This is a genomic window from Exiguobacterium sp. s28 (assembly GCF_018618135.1).
Taxonomy (GTDB): domain Bacteria; phylum Bacillota; class Bacilli; order Exiguobacteriales; family Exiguobacteriaceae; genus Exiguobacterium; species Exiguobacterium mexicanum_A.
The window spans coordinates 81,584-105,575 of the sequence record NZ_JACSLL010000010.1; the positions used below are offsets into that span (position 1 = coordinate 81,584).

General features: G+C 51.1%; 25 protein-coding genes. 22 read left to right on the plus strand and 3 right to left on the minus strand.

What is annotated here, in order from left to right:
- Positions 1 to 157: 157 nt before the first annotated feature.
- The gene (locus KNP78_RS11175) at positions 158 to 1,942 is read right to left on the minus strand and encodes a glycoside hydrolase family 13 protein (protein WP_214824263.1); all 1,785 of its coding nucleotides are present in this window, start codon (positions 1,940 to 1,942) and stop codon (positions 158 to 160) included.
- 373 nt (positions 1,943 to 2,315) lie between these two features.
- On the opposite strand from KNP78_RS11175, the gene KNP78_RS11180 reads away from it, so the two are divergent.
- The 11 genes from KNP78_RS11180 to KNP78_RS11230 all read left to right on the plus strand — a co-directional run bounded on the left by KNP78_RS11180 (position 2,316) and on the right by KNP78_RS11230 (position 15,235).
- Positions 2,316 to 3,581, plus strand: a complete 1,266-nt coding sequence (locus KNP78_RS11180; protein WP_034776603.1) for an extracellular solute-binding protein — start codon at positions 2,316 to 2,318, stop codon at positions 3,579 to 3,581.
- Positions 3,582 to 3,686: 105 nt separating this feature from the next.
- A complete protein-coding gene (locus tag KNP78_RS11185; protein ID WP_052090084.1) occupies positions 3,687 to 5,039 on the plus strand; it encodes a carbohydrate ABC transporter permease in 1,353 nt (450 codons plus the stop codon).
- A 1-nt stretch (position 5,040) separates the two neighbouring features.
- A complete protein-coding gene (locus tag KNP78_RS11190; RefSeq protein ID WP_034776607.1) occupies positions 5,041 to 5,874 on the plus strand; it encodes a sugar ABC transporter permease in 834 nt (277 codons plus the stop codon).
- A gap of 23 nt (positions 5,875 to 5,897) precedes the next feature.
- Positions 5,898 to 7,409 carry an alpha-amylase family glycosyl hydrolase gene (locus KNP78_RS11195; protein WP_034776609.1) on the plus strand — a complete coding sequence of 504 codons (1,512 nt, stop codon included), beginning with the start codon at positions 5,898 to 5,900 and terminating at the stop codon, positions 7,407 to 7,409.
- Between the two features lie 51 nt (positions 7,410 to 7,460).
- The gene (locus tag KNP78_RS11200) at positions 7,461 to 8,504 is read left to right on the plus strand and encodes a LacI family DNA-binding transcriptional regulator (protein WP_034776611.1); all 1,044 of its coding nucleotides are present in this window, start codon (positions 7,461 to 7,463) and stop codon (positions 8,502 to 8,504) included.
- Positions 8,505 to 8,738: 234 nt separating this feature from the next.
- Positions 8,739 to 9,686: a YsnF/AvaK domain-containing protein gene (locus tag KNP78_RS11205; RefSeq protein WP_214752405.1), complete on the plus strand. Its 948-nt coding sequence runs from the start codon at positions 8,739 to 8,741 to the stop codon at positions 9,684 to 9,686.
- An 88-nt stretch (positions 9,687 to 9,774) separates the two neighbouring features.
- On the plus strand, positions 9,775 to 10,584 hold the full coding sequence (locus KNP78_RS11210) for a YsnF/AvaK domain-containing protein (protein ID WP_214824265.1): 810 nt from the start codon (positions 9,775 to 9,777) through the stop codon (positions 10,582 to 10,584).
- Complete coding sequence (locus KNP78_RS11215; protein ID WP_034776616.1) at positions 10,581 to 10,988, plus strand: general stress protein; 408 nt, start codon at positions 10,581 to 10,583, stop codon at positions 10,986 to 10,988. Before KNP78_RS11210 ends, KNP78_RS11215 begins: the two co-directional genes overlap by 4 nt.
- 210 nt (positions 10,989 to 11,198) lie before the next feature.
- Positions 11,199 to 13,496, plus strand: coding sequence for a glycoside hydrolase family 65 protein (locus tag KNP78_RS11220; RefSeq protein WP_214752411.1), 2,298 nt, complete (start codon positions 11,199 to 11,201; stop codon positions 13,494 to 13,496).
- A gap of 145 nt (positions 13,497 to 13,641) precedes the next feature.
- Complete coding sequence (locus KNP78_RS11225) at positions 13,642 to 14,490, plus strand: YitT family protein (RefSeq protein WP_034776620.1); 849 nt, start codon at positions 13,642 to 13,644, stop codon at positions 14,488 to 14,490.
- Between the two features lie 73 nt (positions 14,491 to 14,563).
- Positions 14,564 to 15,235: a 5'-methylthioadenosine/S-adenosylhomocysteine nucleosidase family protein gene (locus KNP78_RS11230; RefSeq protein ID WP_214824267.1), complete on the plus strand. Its 672-nt coding sequence runs from the start codon at positions 14,564 to 14,566 to the stop codon at positions 15,233 to 15,235.
- Positions 15,236 to 15,280: 45 nt separating this feature from the next.
- Here KNP78_RS11230 and KNP78_RS11235 read toward each other — a convergent pair whose 3' ends face one another.
- Positions 15,281 to 16,093 (minus strand): Cof-type HAD-IIB family hydrolase, encoded by an 813-nt coding sequence (locus KNP78_RS11235; RefSeq protein ID WP_214824269.1) that lies wholly within the window; start codon positions 16,091 to 16,093, stop codon positions 15,281 to 15,283.
- A 165-nt stretch (positions 16,094 to 16,258) separates the two neighbouring features.
- On the opposite strand from KNP78_RS11235, the gene KNP78_RS11240 reads away from it, so the two are divergent.
- The 11 genes from KNP78_RS11240 (at position 16,259) to KNP78_RS11290 (ending at position 23,000) form a co-directional block, all read left to right on the plus strand.
- A complete protein-coding gene (locus KNP78_RS11240) occupies positions 16,259 to 16,453 on the plus strand; it encodes a YjzD family protein (RefSeq protein ID WP_034776626.1) in 195 nt (64 codons plus the stop codon).
- 67 nt (positions 16,454 to 16,520) lie between these two features.
- Positions 16,521 to 16,940: a thioredoxin family protein gene (locus KNP78_RS11245; protein ID WP_034776627.1), complete on the plus strand. Its 420-nt coding sequence runs from the start codon at positions 16,521 to 16,523 to the stop codon at positions 16,938 to 16,940.
- Complete coding sequence (locus KNP78_RS11250) at positions 16,937 to 17,719, plus strand: phosphatidylserine decarboxylase (protein WP_214824279.1); 783 nt, start codon at positions 16,937 to 16,939, stop codon at positions 17,717 to 17,719. Before KNP78_RS11245 ends, KNP78_RS11250 begins: the two co-directional genes overlap by 4 nt.
- Before the next feature lie 127 nt (positions 17,720 to 17,846).
- Positions 17,847 to 18,473 carry a YqeG family HAD IIIA-type phosphatase gene (locus KNP78_RS11255; RefSeq protein WP_214824282.1) on the plus strand — a complete coding sequence of 209 codons (627 nt, stop codon included), beginning with the start codon at positions 17,847 to 17,849 and terminating at the stop codon, positions 18,471 to 18,473.
- A gap of 134 nt (positions 18,474 to 18,607) precedes the next feature.
- Positions 18,608 to 19,720: a ribosome biogenesis GTPase YqeH gene (gene yqeH, locus KNP78_RS11260; RefSeq protein WP_034779781.1), complete on the plus strand. Its 1,113-nt coding sequence runs from the start codon at positions 18,608 to 18,610 to the stop codon at positions 19,718 to 19,720.
- Complete coding sequence (gene aroE, locus KNP78_RS11265) at positions 19,717 to 20,502, plus strand: shikimate dehydrogenase (RefSeq protein ID WP_214824284.1); 786 nt, start codon at positions 19,717 to 19,719, stop codon at positions 20,500 to 20,502. Before yqeH ends, aroE begins: the two co-directional genes overlap by 4 nt.
- Before the next feature lie 5 nt (positions 20,503 to 20,507).
- Positions 20,508 to 20,804, plus strand: a complete 297-nt coding sequence (gene yhbY, locus KNP78_RS11270) for a ribosome assembly RNA-binding protein YhbY (RefSeq protein ID WP_034776635.1) — start codon at positions 20,508 to 20,510, stop codon at positions 20,802 to 20,804.
- Positions 20,801 to 21,370 carry a nicotinate-nucleotide adenylyltransferase gene (locus tag KNP78_RS11275; RefSeq protein WP_214824287.1) on the plus strand — a complete coding sequence of 190 codons (570 nt, stop codon included), beginning with the start codon at positions 20,801 to 20,803 and terminating at the stop codon, positions 21,368 to 21,370. The genes yhbY and KNP78_RS11275 overlap by 4 nt, the downstream gene beginning before the upstream one ends.
- Positions 21,360 to 21,917 carry a bis(5'-nucleosyl)-tetraphosphatase (symmetrical) YqeK gene (yqeK, locus tag KNP78_RS11280; RefSeq protein ID WP_214824290.1) on the plus strand — a complete coding sequence of 186 codons (558 nt, stop codon included), beginning with the start codon at positions 21,360 to 21,362 and terminating at the stop codon, positions 21,915 to 21,917. Before KNP78_RS11275 ends, yqeK begins: the two co-directional genes overlap by 11 nt.
- A 10-nt stretch (positions 21,918 to 21,927) precedes the next feature.
- The gene (rsfS, locus tag KNP78_RS11285) at positions 21,928 to 22,275 is read left to right on the plus strand and encodes a ribosome silencing factor (protein WP_034776639.1); all 348 of its coding nucleotides are present in this window, start codon (positions 21,928 to 21,930) and stop codon (positions 22,273 to 22,275) included.
- Positions 22,275 to 23,000 carry a class I SAM-dependent DNA methyltransferase gene (locus KNP78_RS11290; RefSeq protein WP_214824293.1) on the plus strand — a complete coding sequence of 242 codons (726 nt, stop codon included), beginning with the start codon at positions 22,275 to 22,277 and terminating at the stop codon, positions 22,998 to 23,000. The genes rsfS and KNP78_RS11290 overlap by 1 nt, the downstream gene beginning before the upstream one ends.
- Before the next feature lie 157 nt (positions 23,001 to 23,157).
- Here the strand turns inward: KNP78_RS11290 and KNP78_RS11295 are convergent, their stop codons facing one another.
- Complete coding sequence (locus KNP78_RS11295) at positions 23,158 to 23,706, minus strand: GrpB family protein (protein ID WP_214824296.1); 549 nt, start codon at positions 23,704 to 23,706, stop codon at positions 23,158 to 23,160.
- Positions 23,707 to 23,992 lie beyond the last annotated feature (286 nt).

Below are 23,992 nucleotides of genomic sequence, written 5' to 3' on the forward strand. Positions count from 1 at the left end.
GTTGTATTCTCCCTTGTTTCTACAATTCTCTATATGAAATATTTACGTTGTCAAAATCACAAGGGTCATGTTACTCCTTTTGAAATGAAAAAGAAAGGGATTTGGCAAATTATTTTCAACAAAAAAAACACCCGCCGAAACGGGTGCAAAACGGAATTTATTTCATTTTTAAAATCGTGGCACTGTACGGTGCGAGCTCGACTTCGAGCGAGTCTACATCCCGGTCGCGCAGCAAGTCGTAAGCGCTTCCGGTATGGCCGAGCGGGTTAAGTTTCGATACGGAATCAGAGTTATTGAAGTATATCAAATACGTCTCATCTTTCGTACAACGCTCGATGATGAGGGCGTTATCCTCATCGTCGACGAGATTGAAACGATACGAGCCGCCGTTCGCGAGCACCGGATGCTCTTTGCGGAGTCGAATCAATTTCTGCACATAGCGGAACAATTCGCGATCTTCTTCGGCTTCGTCCCACGGCATACAACGGCGGCAGCCCGGGTCTTGTTCACCTTCGAGGCCGATCTCGTCCCCGTAATAGATACATGGGCTGCCCGTGTACGTGAGCATCGACGTCATGAGCAACTTGAACTTTCCTTTATGCCCTTTCGCTCGTGTAAGGGCACGCGGCGTGTCGTGCGAATCGATCAAGTTGAACGTCACTTCGTTCACGTTCGTCGTGTTCATCATCTCGACGCGTGTCAACTCATTGCGAAACTCGGAAGCAGACGTCCGGTCGAGCGCGAAATAGTTGAGGCTCGCGTTCGTAAACGGATAGTTCATGACCGCATCGAACTGGTCACCTTTAAGCCATGGCTGGGCATCGTGCCAAATCTCACCGAGGATGTACGCATCCGGATTCGCTTGTTTGACCGTTTTACGGAAATCGCGCCAGAACGCGTGATCAACCTCGTTAGCCACGTCTAACCGCCACCCGTCGATGCCGAATTCTTCGACCCAGTAGCGGGCCACTTCTAATAGATAAGCTTTCAACGCCGGGTGCTCCGTATTGATCTTCGGCATGTTCTTCTCGAACGCGAACGTGTCGTAGTTCGGCTTCGGCGTCGTCTCGATCGGGAAGTCACGAAGATAGAACCAGTCACGGTACTCTGACTGTGGTCCTTTTTCGACGACGTCTAAGAACCAAGGGTGGTTGTAGCCGACATGGTTGAAGACGGCGTCGAGCATGACTTTGATACCGTTCTCGTGGAGAAGATCGACGAGTTGTTTGAACTGCTCTTTCGTTCCGAACTGCGGATCGATTTCCATATAATCGAGCGTGTCGTATTTATGGTTCGTCGTCGCTTTGAAGATCGGGCAGAAGTAAATCCCGGTGATCCCTAGATCGACGATATGGTCAATATGGTCGATGATCCCTTGGAAGTCGCCGCCGAAGAAGTTCGTGATCGTCGGTTCGGTACTATCCCATGGGAGCGTGCCTTCGGGATCGTTAGAAGGGTCACCGTTCGCGAACCGGTCCGGGAAGATTTGATACCAGACTGTGTCCTTCACCCACGATGGGGCGTGGAAGATGTCGACCGGGTTGATGAACGGGATGCAGAAATAGTAGCCCGTGTCGTCGAGCGGTTTATCTTCGAACCAACCTTTTTCCGTATAGACGGCCGTCTCATTGCCGTCATGGAGCCGGAAGCCGTAACGGAGGCGGCGGAATGGCGGTTTGATGGCGATGAACCAATAGTCGTATTGATCATCATGGCCGATTTTTTCCATCGGCGTCTCGAACGTACGCCAAAAGCTCGGCTTGTCCGGGTCGAAATTCCACATGGCCGGATCTTCCGAGTGCCAGTCGTACGGGTCGTTCCAAATTAAGTCAACAGATTGGATATCATTTCTTTTCGTATGGAAGCGAATATGTATCGTTTCTCGGTCATACTTGTACACGAAAGGGGACATGGCGCGGTGGTAGATGGCTTCTTTGATCATGGGTTTGAATTCCTTTCTCTATTAAGGGTTATAACCATTTTACACTGTCTGTTCAGAAAAGAAACAACAGTTGTGAAAACGTTTGCTCAAGCAAAGGGTAATAAAGCGTTTACATTTTGTCAATCGCCCGATTCGTCATTTTTTGCGAAATAGGGTCATAAATAATTCAAAAAGAGATAAATGGGACAACCACAATAAAAAAAGCGAAAAAAAAGACTTGTAAAACGCTTACACAACTGTATAATAAAAATTGAGGTGAGGATGCAAACGTTTTCACTAACCTACTGATTCTGTAGCGGAGTTGATTAAAATCAGTAGGCCAGTGCGATTGCGCAAATCTGACCATACTATTTCCTTGGGGAGGTTTTTCATCATGAAGATGAAAAAAATGGTAGCAGGACTTTCAACGGCAGTATTCGCTTTCGGTGCACTTGCTGCATGTGGTGGCGGTACGGACAATGGTTCTACTAACGAAGGCGGTTCTTCTAGCGAGAACAAGCCAGAAAAAATCGTAATTTGGGAAGATATTGAAAAGTCGGAAACGACGAAAGAAGTTGCGAAGGCGTTTGAAGAAGAACACGGCGTCGCAGTTGAAGTCGTTGAAGTCCAGATGACGGATCAAAAGGACAAGTTGGCGCTTGACGGCCCGGCTGGTAAAGGTCCTGATATCGTTCTCGTACCGCACGACCAAATCGGAACGATCGCTGACCAAGGTCACTTGGCTCCACTTACTGACGAAGGCGCACTTGACGCGTTCACAGACGCTTCGAAATCGGCTGTCATGTTCGACGGACAAGCTTACGGCTACCCGAAATCAGTTGAAACGCCAGTCCTCATGTACAACAAGGATTTGGTATCAGAAGCTCCTGCTTCAATGGACGACTTGTACAAGTTGTCTACAGATCTTAAAGATAAAGGCGAGTACGGATTCCTCGGTCTTTGGGATAACTTCTACTTCGCTCACGGTGTCGTGGCTGGCTTCGGCGGTTACGTCTTCAAAGAAGACGGCGGCGCGCTCGATCCAACTGACATCGGCTTGAACAACGAAGGCGCAGTCGAAGGCTTCGAGTACATCGGCAAATGGTACCAAGAAGGCCTCTTCCCTAAAGGGTTGATCGGCGAGTCTGGCGGCCAAGCGATGGACCAACTCTTCACTGAGAAGAAAGCACACACAGTCATGAACGGACCATGGGCCGTAGCTGGTTACACAGATGCCGGCATCAACCTTGGAGCGTCTGCATTGCCGACACTTCCAAACGGTGAGCCAATCAAGACGTTCATGGGCGTGAAGACATATGCACTTTCGGCTTACACAGAAAACCAAGAGTGGGCTGAAATGTTCCTCGCAGAACTCACGAACGAAGAGAACGCATTGAAGATGTTTGAAGCTTACAACGAGATCCCACCAGTAGCAGCACTCGAGTCGAACGAGACAATCACGTCGAACGAAGTTGCGAAAGCGGTATTCGATCAAGCAACGAACGCGATCCCAATGCCTAACATTCCTGAAATGGGACAAGTTTGGGAGCCAATGGCACAAGCGCTTCAGCTCGTAGCAACTGGCAAGCAAGATGCAAAAAAATCAGCTGACGATGCTGTTAAAGTCATCGAGCAACAAATCCAAGCAAACAACCAATAAGGATATGAAATGATGGGGTACGTCGACTGGCGTTCCCCCTCATTTTCTAGAATTGAGCAAACGCTTGCTCGATTGATTTGCTCAAATTGAAAGGAGAAATTGAGGATGGCTTCAATCGCGAACCCTAAAACGCCGGAACAACGTCCGGAAAAACCGACCAATCATGCTCGGAACGCCGCATTACTTTCGATCATTCCGGGAGCCGGTCAATTCTATAACAATCAAAAAGCGAAAGCGATCGCTTTCTTTATCGTTATCATGTCTTATTTTGCAGTAAACTACGATCTCTTTTTCAAAGGAGCGGGCGCAGGACCTGGCGACCGTGGTGGCCTTTGGGGATTGATCACGCTTGGCGAAGTGGCAGGACCTCGTAACGACCACTCCATCTTCTTGATGGTAGAAGGGATTGTCGCATTAATCTTACTTTTCTTCGGAATCGCGTTCTACATCTGGAACATTCGTGACGCCTACCGAGTCGGTCGCATTCGTGATCAGCACCTAAACGTCCCAACGTTCCAAGTGCAACTCCGCAACTTGCGCGACCATGGATTCCCATACTTGATGTTGATCCCGTCGCTCATCTTGCTCGTCTTCACAGTCGTATTACCACTCATTTTCACATTCTTGATCGCGTTCACGAACTATCGTTACAACAACGCACCACCGGCAAAACTTGTCGAGTGGATTGGGTTTGAGAACTTCACACGAATTTTTGAAATCGACATTTGGCGCGACACATTCGTCGGCGTTCTCGGCTGGACACTCGTCTGGACGGTCGCTTCGACGGTCGGTGTCATCGCGATCGGGATTTTCCTTGCGGTCCTCTTGAACCAAGAAGGCCTTCGCTTCCGCCGCTTGTTCCGCTCGATTTTGATTTTGTCATGGGCCGTTCCAGCGTTCATCACAATCTTGATTTTCCGTTCGATGTTTAACGAATCGTTCGGTGTGTTCAACACGACGATCCTTCCAGCGTTCGGACTTGATCCGATCAACTGGATGACCGATCCGACGGCGACGCGCAGCGCGCTCATCTTGATTCAATGGTGGCTCGGCTTCCCGTTCATCATGACGCTCATGACTGGGGTATTGCAATCGATCCCTGGCGACTTATATGAAGCGGCGACGATTGACGGTGCGACCATCTTTGACAAGTTCCGCTTGATTACGTTACCGATGCTCTTGTTCGCAACAGCACCGATTCTCATCACGCAGTTCACGTTCAACTTCAACAACTTCAACATCATCTATCTCTTTAACGGCGGTGGACCGGCTGTACCGGGACAAACTGCCGGTGGTACCGATATCTTGATTTCATGGATTTACAAATTGTCTCTCGGAGCCAACCCGCAATACGGACTTGCGGCTGCGATCACGCTCATTTTGTCATTCTTCATCATGACACTTGCCGTCATCCAGTTCCGTCGGACAAAATCTTTCAAAGACGAGGATATGATCTGATATGAAAAAACAAAAACGAATCAATTTGGCGTTCTCTTATGTCATCTTGACGCTTGCGTCGATCATCATTCTCTATCCAATGCTTTGGGTGGTAGGGACGTCATTCAACCCGGGTCGTACCATCACGTCAAAAATCATTCCAGAAAATCCGACGTTCATTCACTATAAAAACTTGTTTGATCTAACGATTTCGGATTATAGTTTATGGTATGTGAACACGTTGAAAATCGCTTTCATTACGATGGCGCTCGCTGTCATCTTGGTGACGATCACTGGTTATGTGTTCTCGCGCTATCGTTTCGTGGGACGGAAGAACTCGCTCGTCTTGTTCCTCGTCTTGCAAATGGTGCCGCAATTCGTCGCCATCATCGCCATCTACGTATTGCTCAACATGCTCGGTCTTCTCGACACGCACACAGCGCTCATTCTGCTGTATGCCGGTGGCGCGATTCCGATGAATACGTACTTGGCAAAAGGTTATTTCGATACGATTCCGAAAGAGCTCGATGAAGCCGCTCGGATGGATGGTGCCGGTCACCTTCGTATCTTCTGGCAAATCATTTTGCCGCTCGCGAAGCCAATCGTCGCAACGATCGCCCTCTTCAACTTCATGGGCCCGTTCAACGACTTCATCTTGGCATCGCTCGTCCTTCGGACACCAGAGAAACAGACGCTCGCGGTTGGTCTTTACAACATGATTTCTCGACAGTTCGACAACAACTTCACGTTGTTCGCGGCAGGCGCCGTCCTTTCGGCCCTCCCAATCGTTCTCTTGTTCTTCATGTTCCAACGCTACTTCGTCTCGGGTCTTACTGCCGGTGGTACGAAAGGATAATACTCACTTAAGGGGGAAGCGATATGAGGCGAGGCGTCGTGCTCGTTCTTCTGTCGCTTCTTTTGTTTCCAACAGTCGTCGGAGCGAAAGAAGCAGCATCGTGGGAACAGGAACGCATGTACTTTATCATGGTCGATCGGTTCGTTGACGGGAATCCCGATAACAATGACCAGGTCGATCAGAATGACCCGAAAGCCTTTCATGGGGGCGATATCCGAGGCGTGATTGAAAAACTTGATTACATCGAGTCGCTCGGATTCACGTCCATCTGGTTGACGCCGGTGTTTGAAAACATGCCGGGCGGTTACCATGGCTATTGGATTAAAGATTTTTATGACATCGATCCCCAATTCGGGACGAAAGAAGATTTGCAGGAACTCGTCGATGAGGCGCATAAGCGGGATATGAAAGTCATCCTCGACTTTGTCGTCAACCACGTCGGGCCGAACCATCCGTGGGTCGAAGAAAAACCAGACTGGTTCCATGACGAGCTACCGATTGTGTTGTGGAACGATCAAGAACAAGTCGAGACGCACTGGCTGTTCGATTTGCCCGACTTTAAAACCGAAGACCCGGAAGTGAAAGACTACTTGCTCGAGGCGGCCACGTATTGGATCGAAGAGACCGGGATCGACGGCTATCGTCTCGATACGGTGCGCCACGTCGATAAACCGTTTTGGGAAGATTTCGTCAAAGCGGTCCGTGAAGTCGATCCAGATTTTTATCTCTTGGCCGAAGTGTTCGATCCGGACCCGCAGTATGTCGCCGAGTATGATGACTTAGGCTTCAACAGCATCACCAATTTCACGTTTTATGACCGCGTCTCGAAGACGATGACGCAAAAGACGGCGAACGTCGACGAAATCGACGTGGCCGCAAGTTACGCCGAGACGTTCTTTAATGATCCGAACCAAATGGCGACCTTCCTCGATAACCATGACGTCGAACGTTTCATGCACGTCGCGGAACTAGGTGGTGCCGAGTCGGCCGAACGCAGGCTCCGCCTCGGATTGTTCGCCCTTTACGCGTCACCGGGGATGCCAATCGTCTTCCAAGGCACGGAGAATGCACAAAAGGGCGGGGCTGACCCCGCGAACCGGGTCATGACCGATTTCCCTGGAAATGAAGAGCTCCATGAATACGTTGCGACGATGAACCGGATGCGGGCCGATTACCCGGTGTTTGCGACCGGCGAACAACGGATGATCGCTTCGAAAGACGGCATGGCCGTGTTCGAACGTCGTGACGGCGACGATGTCGCACTGTACGCCATCAATATGAACGCCGAGGACAGAGAGATTGAATTCGAGGTAAGCGAGGTCGGAGAAGATACACGGCTTCGTGGTCTCTTGTTCTCACAACTTGTCACGGACAGCCGTGGCACGTTCACCATCAAACTCGCAGGAGAAAGTGCAAACGCCTACATCGTCGAAGAATCGGAAGTGAACATGTGGACGATTGGTCTACTCGTCGTCGCCATCCCGATTTTCTTGACTGGATTGGTCATGTGGAAGCGTCGCAAGAGTGCGAGCTGACGATACCCTGTGATAGGGAACTTTGAACTAACGGAAGCAAGGGGGAGCATCATGCAAATCACGATTAAAGATGTCGCCAAACACGCCAATGTCGCACCGTCGACCGTGTCACGCGTCATCGCCAACAGTCCGCGTATCAGTCAAAAAACAAAAGAGCGTGTACGCAGTTCGATGGAAGAACTCGGGTACCATCCGAACATTCACGCGCGAAGCCTCGCCAACCGCTCGACGCAGTCGATTGGTCTCGTCATGCCGAGCGCAGCGACGAAGACGCTACAAAACCCATTTTTCCCGGAAGTGTTGCGTGGGATCAGTACGAAAGCCCATCAAAACGGCTACTCGCTCTATATGACGACTGGTGTCACCGAAGAAGAAGTATTGTCCGGTGTCATCGAGATGGTGCAAGGACGTCGCGTCGACGGGGTCATCGTCTTGTATTCACGAGAAGACGACAAAGTCGTTCAATACTTACGTCAGACGAAATTCCCGTTCGTCGTCGTCGGGAAGCCGTTCGGGGATGCTTCATCAATCACATACGTCGACACGGACAACTATTTGGCCGGACGAGAAGTGACGAAACATCTATACAATCTCGGCCATCGCTGTATCGCCTTCATCGGAGGCTCGGATAAACTGGCGGTCACGCAAGACCGGCGCAACGGGTATGCGACGGCGCTCATGGAAGCAGGGATCCCGGTTCGCGAAGACTATATCGCCCGGGCCGAGTTCATGACGAAAGGCGGCGCCAAAGCCGTGCGCGAGTTGCTCCAACTAGAGGAACCACCGACAGCCGTCGTCGTCAGTGACGATATGATGGCGCTCGGTGTCATCAGCACGCTCAGTGAGATGGGACTCGGAATCCCTGAGGATGTCGCCGTCGTCAGTTTTAACAACGTCTACATCGCAGAACACTCGAACCCGCCACTCACATCGGTCGAAATCAACATTTTCGGCCTTGGTTTCGAGGCGACGAACTGTTTGATTGAACAGATCGGCGATAGCGCACCACCTTACGGGAAACGCGTCATCGTGCCGCACTATTTGGTCGTACGCCAGTCGTGCGGTCAGAAAAAGAAGACTGAAATCGTTGAATGAGTGCAAACCTTCCGTATCATGCGGAAGGTTTTTTTGCGGAAAATCTCAATGCATATAATAGAAGCGAAAGCAATCGGTCGAAAGTCATGATGTTACAAACAGATTACAATCATGAAAGAAACGATTGAAACGGAGTTGCAAGGGAACATCTACATTACCGGCCGAATGGCAGATCATTACGAATCCGCCCAGCCAATAACCAAAAAATACAGAATGTGAAAGGGAGATACAATCATGGATAACAAACGTTATGTAGGCACTTACTATCAGGAGTCAGAGCTCGTGTCAAAAATTGATCAACTTCGTGCCGAGGGGCATCGCGAAGACGATTTGTACGTCGTTGTGAAAGATAAATCGAACCTTTCGATGGTTCGCGGCGAAACGGATGCAGAAGTAAAAGAAACGAAAGCGTCATGGCTTGATCGCTTCTTTGGAGTCGCGGACGGAGAAGACGAAGTTCGTCATACGTTCGATAAACTCGGTTTCTCAGAAGAAGAGACAGCACGTCACCGTCAAGACATCGAGAACGGTGGATTCGTCCTCTTGTTGGACTCGAACGACGGCATCTTAGATGACGGTCGTAACTCGACGTTCGAAGGTGGCCGCACATCAGCTGGCTACGGTTCAGAAGGTAACGAAGCAGGCAACATGACCGCACGTGACGTCGGGATGACAGGAGCTTCAAACACTGGAATTCCATCGGAACGATTCAACGATATGGATGAAGATATTCGTAACCGCACGGATTTGACGGATGAGCAAAAGCTCGAATTGCATGAAGAGCGTCTCCAAGTGAACAAAGAGCGTGTTCAAACAGGAGAGGTTCGCGTCGAGAAAGATGTCGTCGAACACGAAGAACGTGTCGATGTCGAAGTCGAGCGCGACGAAGTCTACGTCGAACGCCGTCGCGTTGATGGGGACCGTGAAGCGACAGGACATTCATTCGATGCGACAACGGACCGCGATGAGATTCGCGTGCCGGTCACGGAAGAGCGCGTCGATGTGACGAAGAAAGATGTCGTCGCCGAAGAAATCGTCGTCGGCAAAGAGAAAGTGAAAGATACAGAAACGGTACGTGAGACGTTACGTAAAGAAGAGGCGCACGTCGAAGGGGAAGACGACCTTCGCCATCGTGATCATGACCGCGACCATACACGTCGTGATGAGCGCGACCGCTTCTAATCTGATTGACTAAGTACCTCGACAAGGATGGCTCTCTCTGAGGGACCATCCTTTTTTTCGCCAATTGACTAGAGGAGGAACGAACGCCATGAAACATGCAATCATCTCAGAAGTATTTGATCATCCCGAAGCGTTGCTCAATCGAACGGTCGATTTAAAACGAGAAGGGTATGAAGAAGAAGACATGTACGTCCTTGTCAAGCGGGCCGATGTGGCGGACGCTGTCCGCCGTCACTCGAACCTCTATGTTCTCGTCACCGATGAACCGGGAACGGTCGCCTCGCTCGTCACGTCAAGTGAGCGGCCAATCGAACGCTGGCTCAAAAGCATGCGCTTGACGTCAGAGCAACAAGACCGCTTCGCGAAAGAAGTCGAACAAGGTAGACTCTTCCTCTATGTCGACGCGGACCGGAGTGAACAACAGGTTAATGCTACGAGTTCGAAGACCGAACCTGCACCGAAGACGGAAGAACAGACGCTCGCCTTACACGAGGAACGGCTGACGATCGAGAAGCAAGCGGTCCAAGCAGGAGAAGTCGTCATTAATCGTCACGTAGCGGAGACCGAACAAGAGATTGAAGTGCCCGTTCGGAGGGAACAGGTCCATGTGGAGCGGACGACCGGATCAGAAGATGTGGTCGAAGATTATGACTTCGATCAACCCGGCATTCGCACGATTGACGAAGGGGACCACTTACGAATCCAAGTCATCGAGGAACGGGCTTTCATCGTGAAGCGTCCTGTCGTCGTCGAAGAAATCATCGTTCGAAAACAAGTGACCGAAGACGTCAAGACGATGACGGAAACGCTCCGCAAAGAAGAAATCGAAGTGACCGAAGTCGGACAAGCCGATGTCACGGTCGAAGACCATACAACGCGAAAGGATGAGACACAATGAGTAAACGTCGTTTTGTAGATACGTATCCAGAGGAGGCGGCACTCGTCGCCAAAATCGATCAACTGACCGAAGAGGGTTACGACGAAAGTGATGTGTTCGTCGTCGCGAAAGATCAAGACGATGTCTCGCTCGTCAAACGGAATACCGATGCGAAAGTGGAAGAAGCGAGCGCGAACTGGATGCAGAAATTCACTGGCGTCGCGGAAGGCGAGGAGGAAGTGAAGCGGGCCTTGCTTGACCTTGGTCTCACTGACGATGACGTCAACCGGGCGTACGGAGACATTTTAAACGGAGGGTATGCCCTCATCCTCGACGAACCGGATACGGGATTCAATGACGGGAACAACCCGGCATTCGAGGGTCACGAAGCGAACGCCGCGTTTGGACGCGACCAAGACAAGTGACTAGAGCACCTACTGCCTTCTTGAAAAGGTGGTAGGTTTTTTGTTTGCTCCAAAAAGTAAGAAAAAAATTTATGCAAACGATTGCATTCTTGTGTGAGTCGTGTAAAATGAGAGGTGAGATTGAAATACAGCGCTTTCATAGACAAACGGTTGCATGATTCGATTGTCTGATGACGAGTAGCCTTGTAGAGAAAAAGGAGTGGCAGACAGATGAAACGATTGTTTGCAGTCGATGAATGGAAAGTAACGGAAGAGAACTTGCATCCGAAAGAAAACCGCCTCGCAGAATCGATTACCTCGCTTGGTAACGGTCATATGGGGATGCGCGGTAACTTTGAAGAAGATTATTCAAACGATACACACCAAGGCTTCTATGTGGCCGGCGTCTATTATCCAGATAAGACACGTGTCGGTTGGTGGAAAAATGGATATCCGGAGTACTTCGCAAAAGTATTGAACGCGACGAACGTCGTCGGTCTTCGTGTTGCCATCAACGGGACACCGGTCGATTTGGCGAAGTGGGAAGTGAAAGACTTCACGCGTGAGCTCGATATGCAACGCGGCGTTCTCACACGGACGTTCACGCTCGTGAACGGAACGGAAGAGACGAACGTCGAAGTCGTCCGTTTCTTCTCAATCGTCGATAAAGAGATTTTGGCAATCCGTTACAACGTCACTCCGGTGAACTACGAAGCGAAAGTTGAATTCACACCTTACTTGGACGGCGATGTCGTCAATGAGGATTCGAACTATGATGAGAAGTTCTGGTTACCGGTCGAGCATGGTGTTGAAGAACGTTTCGGATTCGTGACAACGAAAACGAAGAAGCTCGATTGGCACATCACGGCCTCGATGATCGCAGACGTCGAAGGAGCCCGTTGTGAAGTGCTCGAAGCGACTGATCTTTACGTCGCCAACAAATTCACGGTCACGGCGGCAGCTGGCGAGACGGCGACAGCGTACAAATACGTCTCGGTCGTCACGAACCGTGACTACGAAGTCGAGGAATTGCAGTCGACGGGAATGCAACGCGTTGAGATGGCGTTTGAGAAAGGCTTTGAAACGCTTCTCGCCGAGCAGACAGAAGCATGGCTCGCTCGCTGGGAAGATGCCGACGTCCGCATCGATGGGGACGCTGAAGCGCAACAAGGCATCCGCTTCAACATCTTCAATATGTATCAGACGTACACGGGCGAAGACTCGCGCCTCAACATCGGACCGAAAGGGTTCACTGGTGAGAAATACGGCGGTGCCACATACTGGGATACGGAAGCATATTGCCTCCACTTCTACTTGGCAACGACGAAACCGGAAGTCTCATGGAACTTGCTCAAATATCGTCACAATCAATTGCCGCAAGCAAAAGAGAACTCGGTCAAGAACGTCGGCATGGAAGGTGCCCTCTATCCGATGGTGACGATGAACGGGGAAGAGTGCCACAACGAGTGGGAAATCACGCATGAAGAGATTCACCGGAACGGTGCGATCGCCCACGCCATCTTCAACTATACGAACTTCACGGGCGACAAGTCATACCTAGGTCAATACGGACTTGAAGTATTGGTCGAGATCTCGCGTTACTGGGCGAGCCGCGTCAACTTTGTCCCGCACAAAGACGTGTATATGATCCTAGGCGTCACAGGTCCGAACGAATACGACAACAACGTCAACAACAACTGGTATACGAACTTGATTGCCGCTTGGACGCTCGAGTACACGCAAGAAGTGTACAACTATTTGAAAGAAGCAGAGCCGGCGCGCCTTGAAGAACTTATCGCGACGCTTGGTCTCTCAGATGAAGAACTCGCGAAGTGGAACGATATCCAAACGAAGATGTACTATCCGAAAGATGACCTCGTCCCAGACGTGTTCATGCAACAGGACGGCTTCATGGATAAAGAACAGATCTTGGTGAAAGACCTTGATCCGAAACACTTGCCGCTCAACCAAAACTGGTCGTGGGACCGCATCCTCCGCTCGAACTTCATCAAACAAGCGGACGTGCTCCAAGGGCTGTATACGTTCAGCGACCGCTTCACGGTCGAACAGAAGCGGGCCAACTTCGACTTTTATGAGCCGCGTACGGTCCATGAGTCGAGCTTGTCACCTTGTGTTTACTCAATCATTGCGGCCGAAGTCGGTTACGAAGATAAAGCGGTCGAGTTGTATCAGCGTTCGGCGCGCCTCGACCTCGACAACTATAACAACGACACAGAAGACGGGCTTCACATCACATCGATGGTCGGCTCATGGATGTCGATCGTTCACGGTTTCGCAGGCATGCGCGCCCTCGAGACGGAACTCACGTTCAGCCCGATGATTCCTAAGGGCTGGAACGGGTACTCGTTCAACATGCTCTGGCGCGGTCATCACTTGACGGTCACGTCGACGCGTGAACAAGTGACGATCAAACAGACGGGCGGTACGGACGTGTCGATCCGCGTCTACGGAAACGTCGTCACGGTCCCGGCAAACGATGCGGTGACCATCGAGACAGTGAAAGCGTGACCAAACGCATCAGCTCAACAAGTCGGCTCCGGCCGGCTTGTTTTTTTATGAGAAGCACGGACACATCCCATTATTTTTATGGTAGGCAGCACTAGAAAACTATGTTATCTTGATTCTTAGCCATTTTTGAAAGGGGAGACAGAACTTGACGGAAGCCGTTAAAGAACACGCACGCATCGGGATCGTTTCGATTATCGGGGGAGTGTTCGTTGCATTATCCATGACATTATTCTTAATCCCGGCGGGGGTATACTCGACCGGATTTACAGGGCTCGCCCAAATCTTTACGAAACTGTTTGCGGGGACACCGTTTGAGCTCGGAGAAGGGATTTGGTTCTTCGTCTTGAACGTGCCGCTCTTGATCGTCAGCTACTTCATGCTCGGCAAGAACATGATGATTCATACGTTGATCAGTGTTGCGGCAGTTACCGTGTTTATTCGCGTGCTTCCACAGTCGTCAATCATTTCGGACGACCCGCTTTTGAACGCTGTGTTCGGCGGGGTTTTGCTCGCCATCGGTTCGGGAATCACGATTCGCTTCGGTGCCTCGACCGGTGGATTTGATATCGTCGCCCTCATCTTGGCGAAGTTCACGAACAATTCGGTCGGCGTCTATCTGTTCCTCATGAACATGATGATCGCGCTTTGGGCCGGTGCTTTGTTCGGGTGGCCGACCGCGCTTTATACGATCGTCTTCTTATACGTCACGTCGAAAGTCATCGACGAGATCTATACGAACACGCAGCGGCAGACGCTCTTCATCGTCACGAGTCATCCGGACGAAGTGACGAAAGAACTGCATCAGCACGTCTTCCGCGGCATTACGCTCATGCCGGCAATCGGTACGTATTCGAAAGTCGAGAAAGCAACGCTCATGATGGTCGCCCAGCGCCACGAAGTGCGTGAGATCACGCGAATCTGTAAAGACGCCGATCCAAGCGTCTTCATCAACATGGTTCCGACTGAAAATGTCGAAGGTGCGTTCCGACGCTGAAATGAACCCCCGCTGAACGCTCAGCGGGGGTTATTCTATAGATAGGAATAAAAAGAGATGGGGTGGACGTGTGATGATTGGAGTCAGTATTGCGACGAAGTGGGAATACGAAGCGACATTGGAGCATTATGACGTCAAAGCGGATGAGCGGTTCAGCTACCCGTATGGCGAGTACTTCATGAGGACGGTTGATGACGTCGAACTCGTATTCTACAGCACCGGTGTGCGGAAAGCGAACGGGGTGGGCGCCAATCAATATATGATGTCTCGGTTCAACTTAGTAAAAGTAATTGTGGCTGGAACGTGTGCCGGAATCGACGATACGTTCAACCCGTTGGATATCCTCGTCCCTCATCGCGCCGTTCAATATGATTGCACGGTCAAAGAAGTGGAACCACTGATCAAGCAATCGTTCATCGTCGACATTGAACTAGCGAAATACGGGAACGATTTTTTGACCGGGACCATCGCGACGGCCGATCGAGCGGTCGTGATGTGGAAAGACTATTTAGAACTGAAGGAACACGACATCACCATCGCGGATACAGAGGCGGGAGCCATCGCGTATGTCTGTAAGAAAAATGGCGTCGAGTGTATTATCGTCAAAGGCATCTCCGATTTTCCGACAGACGAGAGACAGGGTGACGCCGTTGCCTCGAATGCGGAACAAATCAATGTGTATTTGGCTAATACCCCGAAAGTGATGACGAAGATTTTTGACGACTACTTGATGCGCTTTCTGTAGGCAAATCGCAAAACACACCGACTGCAGGAACAGCCGGTGTGTGGATTATGCTTTGATGCCAAGTTTTTCTTCGAGGTAGATGGCGATGCCGTCTTCCATGTTCGACGCGGTCACTTCATCCGCGACGGCTTTCAACTGGCTGATGGCGTTGCCCATCGCGACGCCGGTGCCGACGTAGTCGAGCATCTCGAGGTCGTTTTCCTCGTCGCCGAACGCGATGATGTTTTTGCGGTTGATGCCGAGATGTTTCGACACTTCGCGCAACCCGAGCGCTTTCGACGTGTTCTGGCTCATGACCTCAATCATGTGCTCCGGCATGCGCCATTGGCGGTTCAAGACGGCCTCGGCGTGGACTTTATTCAAACGAGCGCGGACGTTGTCGACGTGCTCTTTCGTCGCGTGGATGAGGAGCGATGTCGGCTCATCCTGCAAATGCTTGAGCAAGTTGCCTGACGTGACGCTGAGCGCGCGCTCGGCATACGGGCTATAAAACTCTTGCGGGTCTTTATGGAAGTAGACGTGGTCGGTCACTTCGACGACGATGTTGTGCGCTTTCGTGTCCGAGACTTCTTCGATGATCTCGTGCGCCGTCTTGAGCGGGATCGGCCGGTGCGTCACTTCGTATGACGGATCTTTCGGGTGATGGACGAGCGCTCCGTTAAAGTTGATGAGCGGTGTCGTCAAGCCGAGCTCTTCGTAATACATGATCGAATGGCGTTGTGGGCGTCCGGTCGCGATCATGACTTCATGACCGGCCTCACGGGCCGCTTGAAGCGCGCGCACGTTGCGCTCACTGATCGTCTTGTCGTCGCGCAACAACGTTCCATCTAAATCGACTGCGATTAAATAACGTGACATAAAGGGTTCCTCTTTTCTACGAGATGCTTATTTCTCAAACCGTACCATATTTCCCGTTTCGACGGAAAGAATATACAATCGAGGTCGCACATTTTACGGTAACAATGCTATACTAAGGTCGTATGAATTTTTCATGAATCATCTGTGAGATGGAGGGGACTATCGATGCGTTACTTAGTCACATTGTTCTGGGCGATCTTGCTTTCGAATACAGCAATCTTTATTATTTCTGCTGTCGATGGCGTGTCGTTCAACGCGATGCTCGCGACATTCTTTGGCGTCGTCATCACGATCTTTATTGTACTCTTGGACACGCTTAACCAAGATATGGGGATTAGCGACGTCGCACAAGAGAAGTAAGACGTCTACAACCAAGCTGGCTCATATCCGAGTCAGTTCTTTTTATATTATTTAGGAGGAATCGAACATGAAAAACAGTGCCAAACGGGCGAACTTCATCACGTTCGCCATCATCGGTGTCATCATCATCGTTGGGATCGCTCTCTTGTTCTTCTTGAACAATGCGAACGAGGAGACAGGCGTCAACGCTGTCACACCGGACGAGCTTGAAACGAAGATTTCAGAAGAAGAGGAAGTCGTCGTCTACTTCTGGCAGACTGGTTGCGAATACTGTGAGCAAGTCAAACCGTACGTCGAGCCACTCATCGAAGAATATGACGCCGTGTCGATCAACTTGGCCGACCACAACGTCTGGACGACTTACGGCATCAACGGAACACCGACAATGATTCGTTTCCAAGATGGAAAAGAAGTCGGTCGTGTGGAAGGTGCCGTCTCTGAACAACAATACGAGACGTTCTTTAAAAACGAGGAGGGCGCACAGTGATCAAAAGCCGCTTGTATCAGACTTTGTTTGAGTTGAACGCGACCCCGGTCATTGCCAAACGACTCCGTGCCTTCGCTGAATCGTCAGCGAGCCGGTCCTTGATCCCTTCGTTTGCGAAAACGTATCAAATCAATCTTGATGAAGCGGCGGAGCCGATCGAGGCTTATCCGAGTTTGCACGCCTTTTTCACACGGCACTTGAAAGAAGGGGTCCGGCCGATCGATGCAAGTCCGGACTCGGTCGTCTCGCCATGTGACGGGAAACTATCCATCGTGGCCGATATCACGGACGATAGCCGCTTCGAAGTGAAGGGACAATCGTACACGCTCGCCGAACTGCTCGGGTCGCAACAAGAAGCGAGACGTTACGCCGGCGGCACGGTCTGTGTTCTCTACTTGAGTCCACGCGACTATCATCGCGTTCACGTCCCGCTCGCCGGGCGGGTGCTCAGCCACTACGAGCTCGGTGACCGTTCGGCCCCGGTCAATGACATCGGCTTGACGGAGACGGTTCGTCCACTCTCACGAAACTATCGCCGCGTCACACGCTTTGAAACGGCGGCCGGGTTGTACGAACATATCATGGTCGGCGCCTTAAACGTCAACACGATCGAATGGACGCTTGACGGCGGCCGCGCTGCCAAAGGAGAAGAGGTCGGATACTTCTCGTTCGGTTCGACCGTCATCCTGTGTTTTGAGAAAGACCGCGTCACGATCGACCCAGCCAAAATCGGTCCGGTGCGACTCGGAGAAGTCATCGGTACGATGCAAAACGATTGATTTTAAAAACTTTTTCAGGCCGACCGAACGATACACTAGTCGTTTGGTCGGTTTTCGTTTACCATAGAAGGGATATCACTACATGTATAGTAGTTGAATCGCTTTAGCTAATTGGAGGAATTTAAACGTGTTTAATCGACTTTATCCGAAACAGTTCGTCGCGTCAGTTTTTGACATCGACCTTGAAGAATTGAAAGACCGTGGGGTTCGCGTCATTTTGACGGACCTTGATAATACACTCGTGGCCTGGGACGTCCCGCACGCACCGGAGCTTCTTTTGCTATGGCTTGAAAAAGTGAAATCACACGGACTCGATGTCATCGTCGTCTCGAATAACAACGAGAACCGCGTACGTACGTTCACGGAACCGCTCGGCCTTCACTATGTGGCGCGTGCGAAAAAGCCGTTGCCGTCTGGATTCAAACAGGCGCTCGCAAAATATGGATACTCGACGAAAGAAGCCATCTTCTTAGGCGATCAATTGTTCACGGACGTGCTCGGCGCCAATATTGCCGGGATTCACGTCATCCACGTGCAACCGGTCGTCAAGACGGACGGACTCGTCACCAAGTTCAATCGAATGCTTGAAAAAGTCGTGTTCGCCCATATGAAACGTCGCGGGAAGTACGTGTTGATCACGAAAAAAGTTGAGGAAATCGCTGTCGATGCGAAGCGCGCCAAAGTGGCGGTCGCTGAGAAAATCGGTGAAGCGATGCACTCTCGTTCCGAAGATTCACATAAAAAAGATGAATAAGGACCTCGAACGCACAGGAAGAAGGAGGCTGTCCATGTACGGCGCGTAAGGCGTCGGAATTAACGCTTCAGGAGTAGCGGCGAGGCGCTACGGTGAATGAAGAAGAGGCAACTCAAATGACAGCAGACAACACTATGGAAGAAACAAAACGTTATTGCGCCGGTTGCGGCGTCGCCATTCAAACGGAAGACCCGACCGGTGTCGGTTATGCACCAAAATCGGCACTCGATCGCGAGATCGTCATTTGCCAACGCTGCTTCAAATTAAAGCACTATAATCAAATTCAAGACGTCGAACTGACAGATGACGACTTCTTGCGTATCTTAAACGGCATCAGCGCGAAAGAAGCGCTCGTTATCAAAATCGTCGACATCTTCGACTTCAACGGTAGCTGGTTGCCGGGGCTCCAACGCTCGGTCGGCACGAACCCCGTCCTCTTGGTCGGGAACAAGGTCGACTTGTTGCCGAAATCGGTTAACCCGAACCGGATGTCCAACTGGATGAAGGCCGAAGCGAAAGAGCTCGGTTTGGAACCGATTGACGTCCATTTGATCAGTGCGAAAAAAGGTCACGGGATCGACGAGCTCGCCGAAAAAATCGAATATTATCGGAAAGGCAAGGACGTCTATGTCGTCGGTTGTACGAACGTCGGGAAGTCGACGCTCATCAACCAAGTCATCAAACGTTTTGGGGCAGAGGACGAGGCCATCATCACGGTCAGTCATTTCCCGGGAACGACGCTCGACTTGATCGATATCCCGCTCGATGATGATGCGAACCTTTATGACACGCCAGGGATTATCAACCGTCACCAAATGGCGCATTACGTCGATGCGAAAGATTTGAAAACGATCACCCCGAAAAAAGAGATCAAGCCCCACGTGTTCCAGTTGAACCCGCAGCAGACGCTCTTCTTCGGTGGACTCGCCCGTCTCGACTACATGGAAGGCAACAAGCGCTCATTCGTTGTCTACATGTCAAACGAGTTGAAGACACACCGGACGAAGCTCGACAAAGCAGATGAACTATACGAAAACCATATCGGTAAGATGCTCAACCCGCCGAACGAGAAGACATTACAAATGTTGCCTCCGCTCGTGCGTCACGAGTTCAGTCTCCGTGACGGCGTCAAGACCGACATAGTCTTCAGCGGACTCGGTTGGGTTGCGATTCACGGAAAAGGTGGACGCATCGCCGCATGGGCACCAAAAGGAGTGGCCGTCACATTGCGTGAGGCGCTCGTATGAGACTGGCCGTTCTCGGTCACCCGATTGCTCATTCGCTCTCTCCCGTCCTGCACGAGCAGTGGCTGAGCGCGTCTGGGCTTTTCGGGCGCTATGAAGCACTCGATGTCGCCCCGGACGAGCTCGGGGACTTGTTTCAAGCGATGCGGGACGGCGTCTGGGACGGCTTTAACGTCACGATTCCGTACAAAGAGGCGGTCATCCCGTATCTCGACGAACTTGATCAGGCGGCTGAAGCCGCCGGTGCCGTCAACACCGTCTATAAACGGGACGGAAAGCTGATTGGGACGAATACGGACGGTGTGGGTCTAGTCAGCGCACTCGACCGTCATACCGATTGGACGGGACGTGTGCTCGTTATCGGGGCAGGTGGGGCAGCGCGCGGGATTATCAGCGCCTTGCCGACCCGAGCCGTCACGGTCACGAACCGAACGATTGAACGAGCGGAGCGCCTCGCGGAGACGTTCGGCATTGAAGCGCAGGCGCTCACCGACGTTGATCCCTCATGCTATGACGTGATCATCCAGACGACTTCGGTGGGGATGGATGGTATCCATTCGCCTCGATCATTAAAAGGTTTACGACAAAACACCGTCGTTTGTGATATCATATATCGTCCACTCGTCACACCGTTTTTAAAGGAAGCCGCCAAAAATGACGCGAAAATCGTCAACGGAACTGCCATGTTCGTCGGACAAGGTGCTTTGGCGTTTGAATATTGGACAGGTGTGAGACCGGATCAACATGTCGGAATGAAGTTAATTGAAAGCTTATTGGAGGAATAAATAGTATGTTATCAGGTAAACAAAAACGCTTTTTACGTGCTGAAGCACACCACCTTTCACCGATTTACCAGGTCGGGAAAAATGGAGTCAGCGAAGCGATGTGCAAAGACATCAGCGACGCGCTCGAAAAACGTGAGCTCTTGAAAGTTCAAGTGCTCCAAAACTGTGCCGATACGCCGAAAGATGTAGCCGGTGAATTGGCTGAGGGCACGAAAGCCGAAGTCGTTCAAGTGATCGGAAAAGTCATCGTCTTGTACAAACAGGCGACTGAGAAAGAAAATCGCCAAATCAAACTCCCATGAGCCGCATCGGCCTGATGGGAGGCACGTTCGACCCGCCGCATCTCGGTCATTTGTTGATTGCCGAGCAGGCACGTGAACAGCTCGCCCTCGACGAGGTCTGGTTTCTACCGGCGGCAACCCCGCCTCACAAGGCGGGGTTCAGTCCGGCCGAGGATCGGATCGAGATGACACGACGGGCGATCGCGGACCAAGCCGATTTCAAGCTGAGCTTGATCGAGTTTGAACGCGACGAACCGTCTTACACGGTCGAGACGATGAGACGGTTGCGGGACATGTACCCAGAGGACACGTTTTTCTTCTTGATCGGGGCGGACTCGCTCGAGTCACTCGAGAAGTGGTACGATTACGACACGCTCGTGACCCTCGTCACGTTCGGGGCCGTTGCGCGTCCGGGTAGCCGGTACCGCATCCCGAGACAGGCAGATGTGCGCACAATCGATATGCCGCAACTCGAGATCTCATCGACCGATATCCGGGAACGGGCGAAACGGGACAAATCAATCAAATATCTCGTCCCACGCGATGTCGAAACTTATATCAAGGAGCGCAACTTGTATGACGTATGAGGAAGCACAATCATTGATTGAGGTGACATTACCGGAGAAACGCTATATCCACACGCTCGGTGTCGTTGAGACGGCAGATCGGTTGGCCCGTTTATACGGTGCCGATGTGGAGCAAGCACGTCTCGCGGCGATGTTGCATGACTATGCGAAATATTTGGATAGCGATATGATGCGCCAAGTCGTGGTCGAGGAAAACCTTGACCCGAGCTTGCTTGCGTTCGATGACGAACTGCTGCATGCACCGGTCGGCGCGATTCTGTTAGACCGGGCGTATGACCTTGACCCGGCCGTTGTATCGGCCATTAAGAACCATACGACCGGAGAGCCTGGCATGTCACGCCTCGACCAGATTTTATTCGTCGCGGACGCGATTGAACCGAACCGGTCGTATCCGGGCGTCGACACGTTGCGTGACCTCGCGGACCGTTCGCTCGAAGCGGCCGTCGTCGCGACGTTGCGTCAGACAATCGATTATTTATTGAAGAAGTCGGTGCGAATCTTTCCACTGACGATTGAGACGTATAACCATTTTGTGAAAACACCCTAGGAGGTACAGTATGACTGTAAAAGAAGAATTGGAATTGATCGTGAAGGCCGCTGACGATAAGCGTGCCGAAGATATCGTCGTCCTCGACATGGAAGGCATCTCACCGGTCGCAGATTATTTCGTCATCTGCCACGGTAACTCAGAGAAGCAAGTCCAAGCGATTGCACGCGAAATCAAAGACGTGGCCGGCGAGCATGAGCTTCCGCTCCACAAATTCGAAGGCATGGACTCGGCACGTTGGGTGCTCGCTGACCTCGAAAACGTCGTCGTCCACATCTTCCATCGCGATGACCGCGACTACTACAACCTTGAAAAATTGTGGGCAGATGCGCCACACGTTGAAGTGGAAGTCGGCTAATGGCGTACGAAGGGTTCGCCTACGTCTACGATGAGTTAATGAAAGATGCCCCGTACGATGACTGGGTCGCCTTCGTGCGTCGCCACGTCCAAGACGGTGCATCGCTTGCTGACGTCGGATGCGGGACGGGCTCGGCCACGATTCGCTTGGCGGAACATTACGAGACGATCGGACTCGATTTATCCGAGTCGATGCTCGAAGTCGCCCAAGAGAAGGCGCTCGAGGCAGGCATCACACTCCCGCTCTGGCAACAGGACATGCGGGAGCTTGAATTGCCACACCCGGTCGACGCCGTGACGATCCTTTGTGACTCGCTCTGCTACCTCGAGGATGAGGCCGACGTCATCGACACGTTCGAGGCGGTGTACGAACAATTGAAACCGGGTGGCATGTTCATCTTCGATGTACATTCGCCGAACAAGATGCAGACGCTCTTCAATCAGAAGACGTATGCCTCGAACGGAGAAGATTGCTCGTACATCTGGTTCGCCGACCCGGGCGAAGCACCGCTCTCGGTCGTTCACGATTTGACGTTCTTCGTCGCCCTCGAAGATGGCACGTATGAGCGTGTTGAAGAGACACACGAGCAACGGACGTACGAGCCGGGGCAATATATGCAGTGGCTCATCGGGGCCGGCTTCCATGTGAAATCGGTCACCGCTGACTTCACGGACCAAGCCCCGGGCCCGAACGCAGAACGAATCTTTTTTGTCGCCCAGAAATAAACGAGACCCCATCGCGGATTAAACTGCGATGGGGTCTCGAGCTTTTAACGAATCAAATCGCAACATGCGGTCTGATTCTTTTTTTATTGATGGTTCTGCCCAAAGTGAAGCATTGCTGCAGTCATGTTTGCCCAATTCGTGTTTCCGTGCCTCCAAGTCAGGTGTTTAATACTTGATTTATAAAGGCAGCTTTAGCTTGAGTATACTTTTCTCGGTCATTACGAAATTCTTTTGCTAAATGCCTTTTAAGAAGCCCATACTCTTTTACAAGCGAAGGATTGTCTCGTAATTTATCTCGAAACTCAATCTGTTTTCCCCAACGATCTTCTGTCACTTTCATGATGTGTAAATGAGCAACTCGCTTATCATTTTTTACTTTCACAAAAAATCTCCGCCAGGCTTGTCCATCTAGTTCAGGTGGTACATAGTGCCAATCATGCAACGTTAACGTATCAACAATATCGTGGATTTTTTCAAACGATTCGATACTAATCATCACATCTATAATAGGTTTTGCGGGTAGACCAGGAACGGCCGTACTACCTATGTGTTCTGCTTCCTTGATGTCAAACTTTGAAAGTAAGTCGAACAACTCTCTTGTTTCTTGTAGACCTAACCGTGCCCACTGCACATTAGAATCTTCTATTTCAATAGTCTCATAAGCCCAAATCGGAATATTTGAGTGTTCGTGTTTGTCTTCTTTCATGAGTTTATCCCATCTCCCTGAAAGTTTTTTTCACTTTATACTCAGAACCTCATTTTAAAACGCGATATAGAGAACCAGATAATTTTTATCTCATTTTGCTTACAGCCTTGTTTCTCCGTTCACAAGTAATTCAGTGTTGATTCATGGCCCCGTCATAATGCTAATCATAAAAAGAGTCGAAAGGCCCCATTGCAAGTTGAACTGCTCCCCGTCAAGTAGACAGGGCAAATAATGAAAACTAGCCTAGGCGGCTTGAGCCCTGTATTCGACAGGGCTCAAGCCGTTT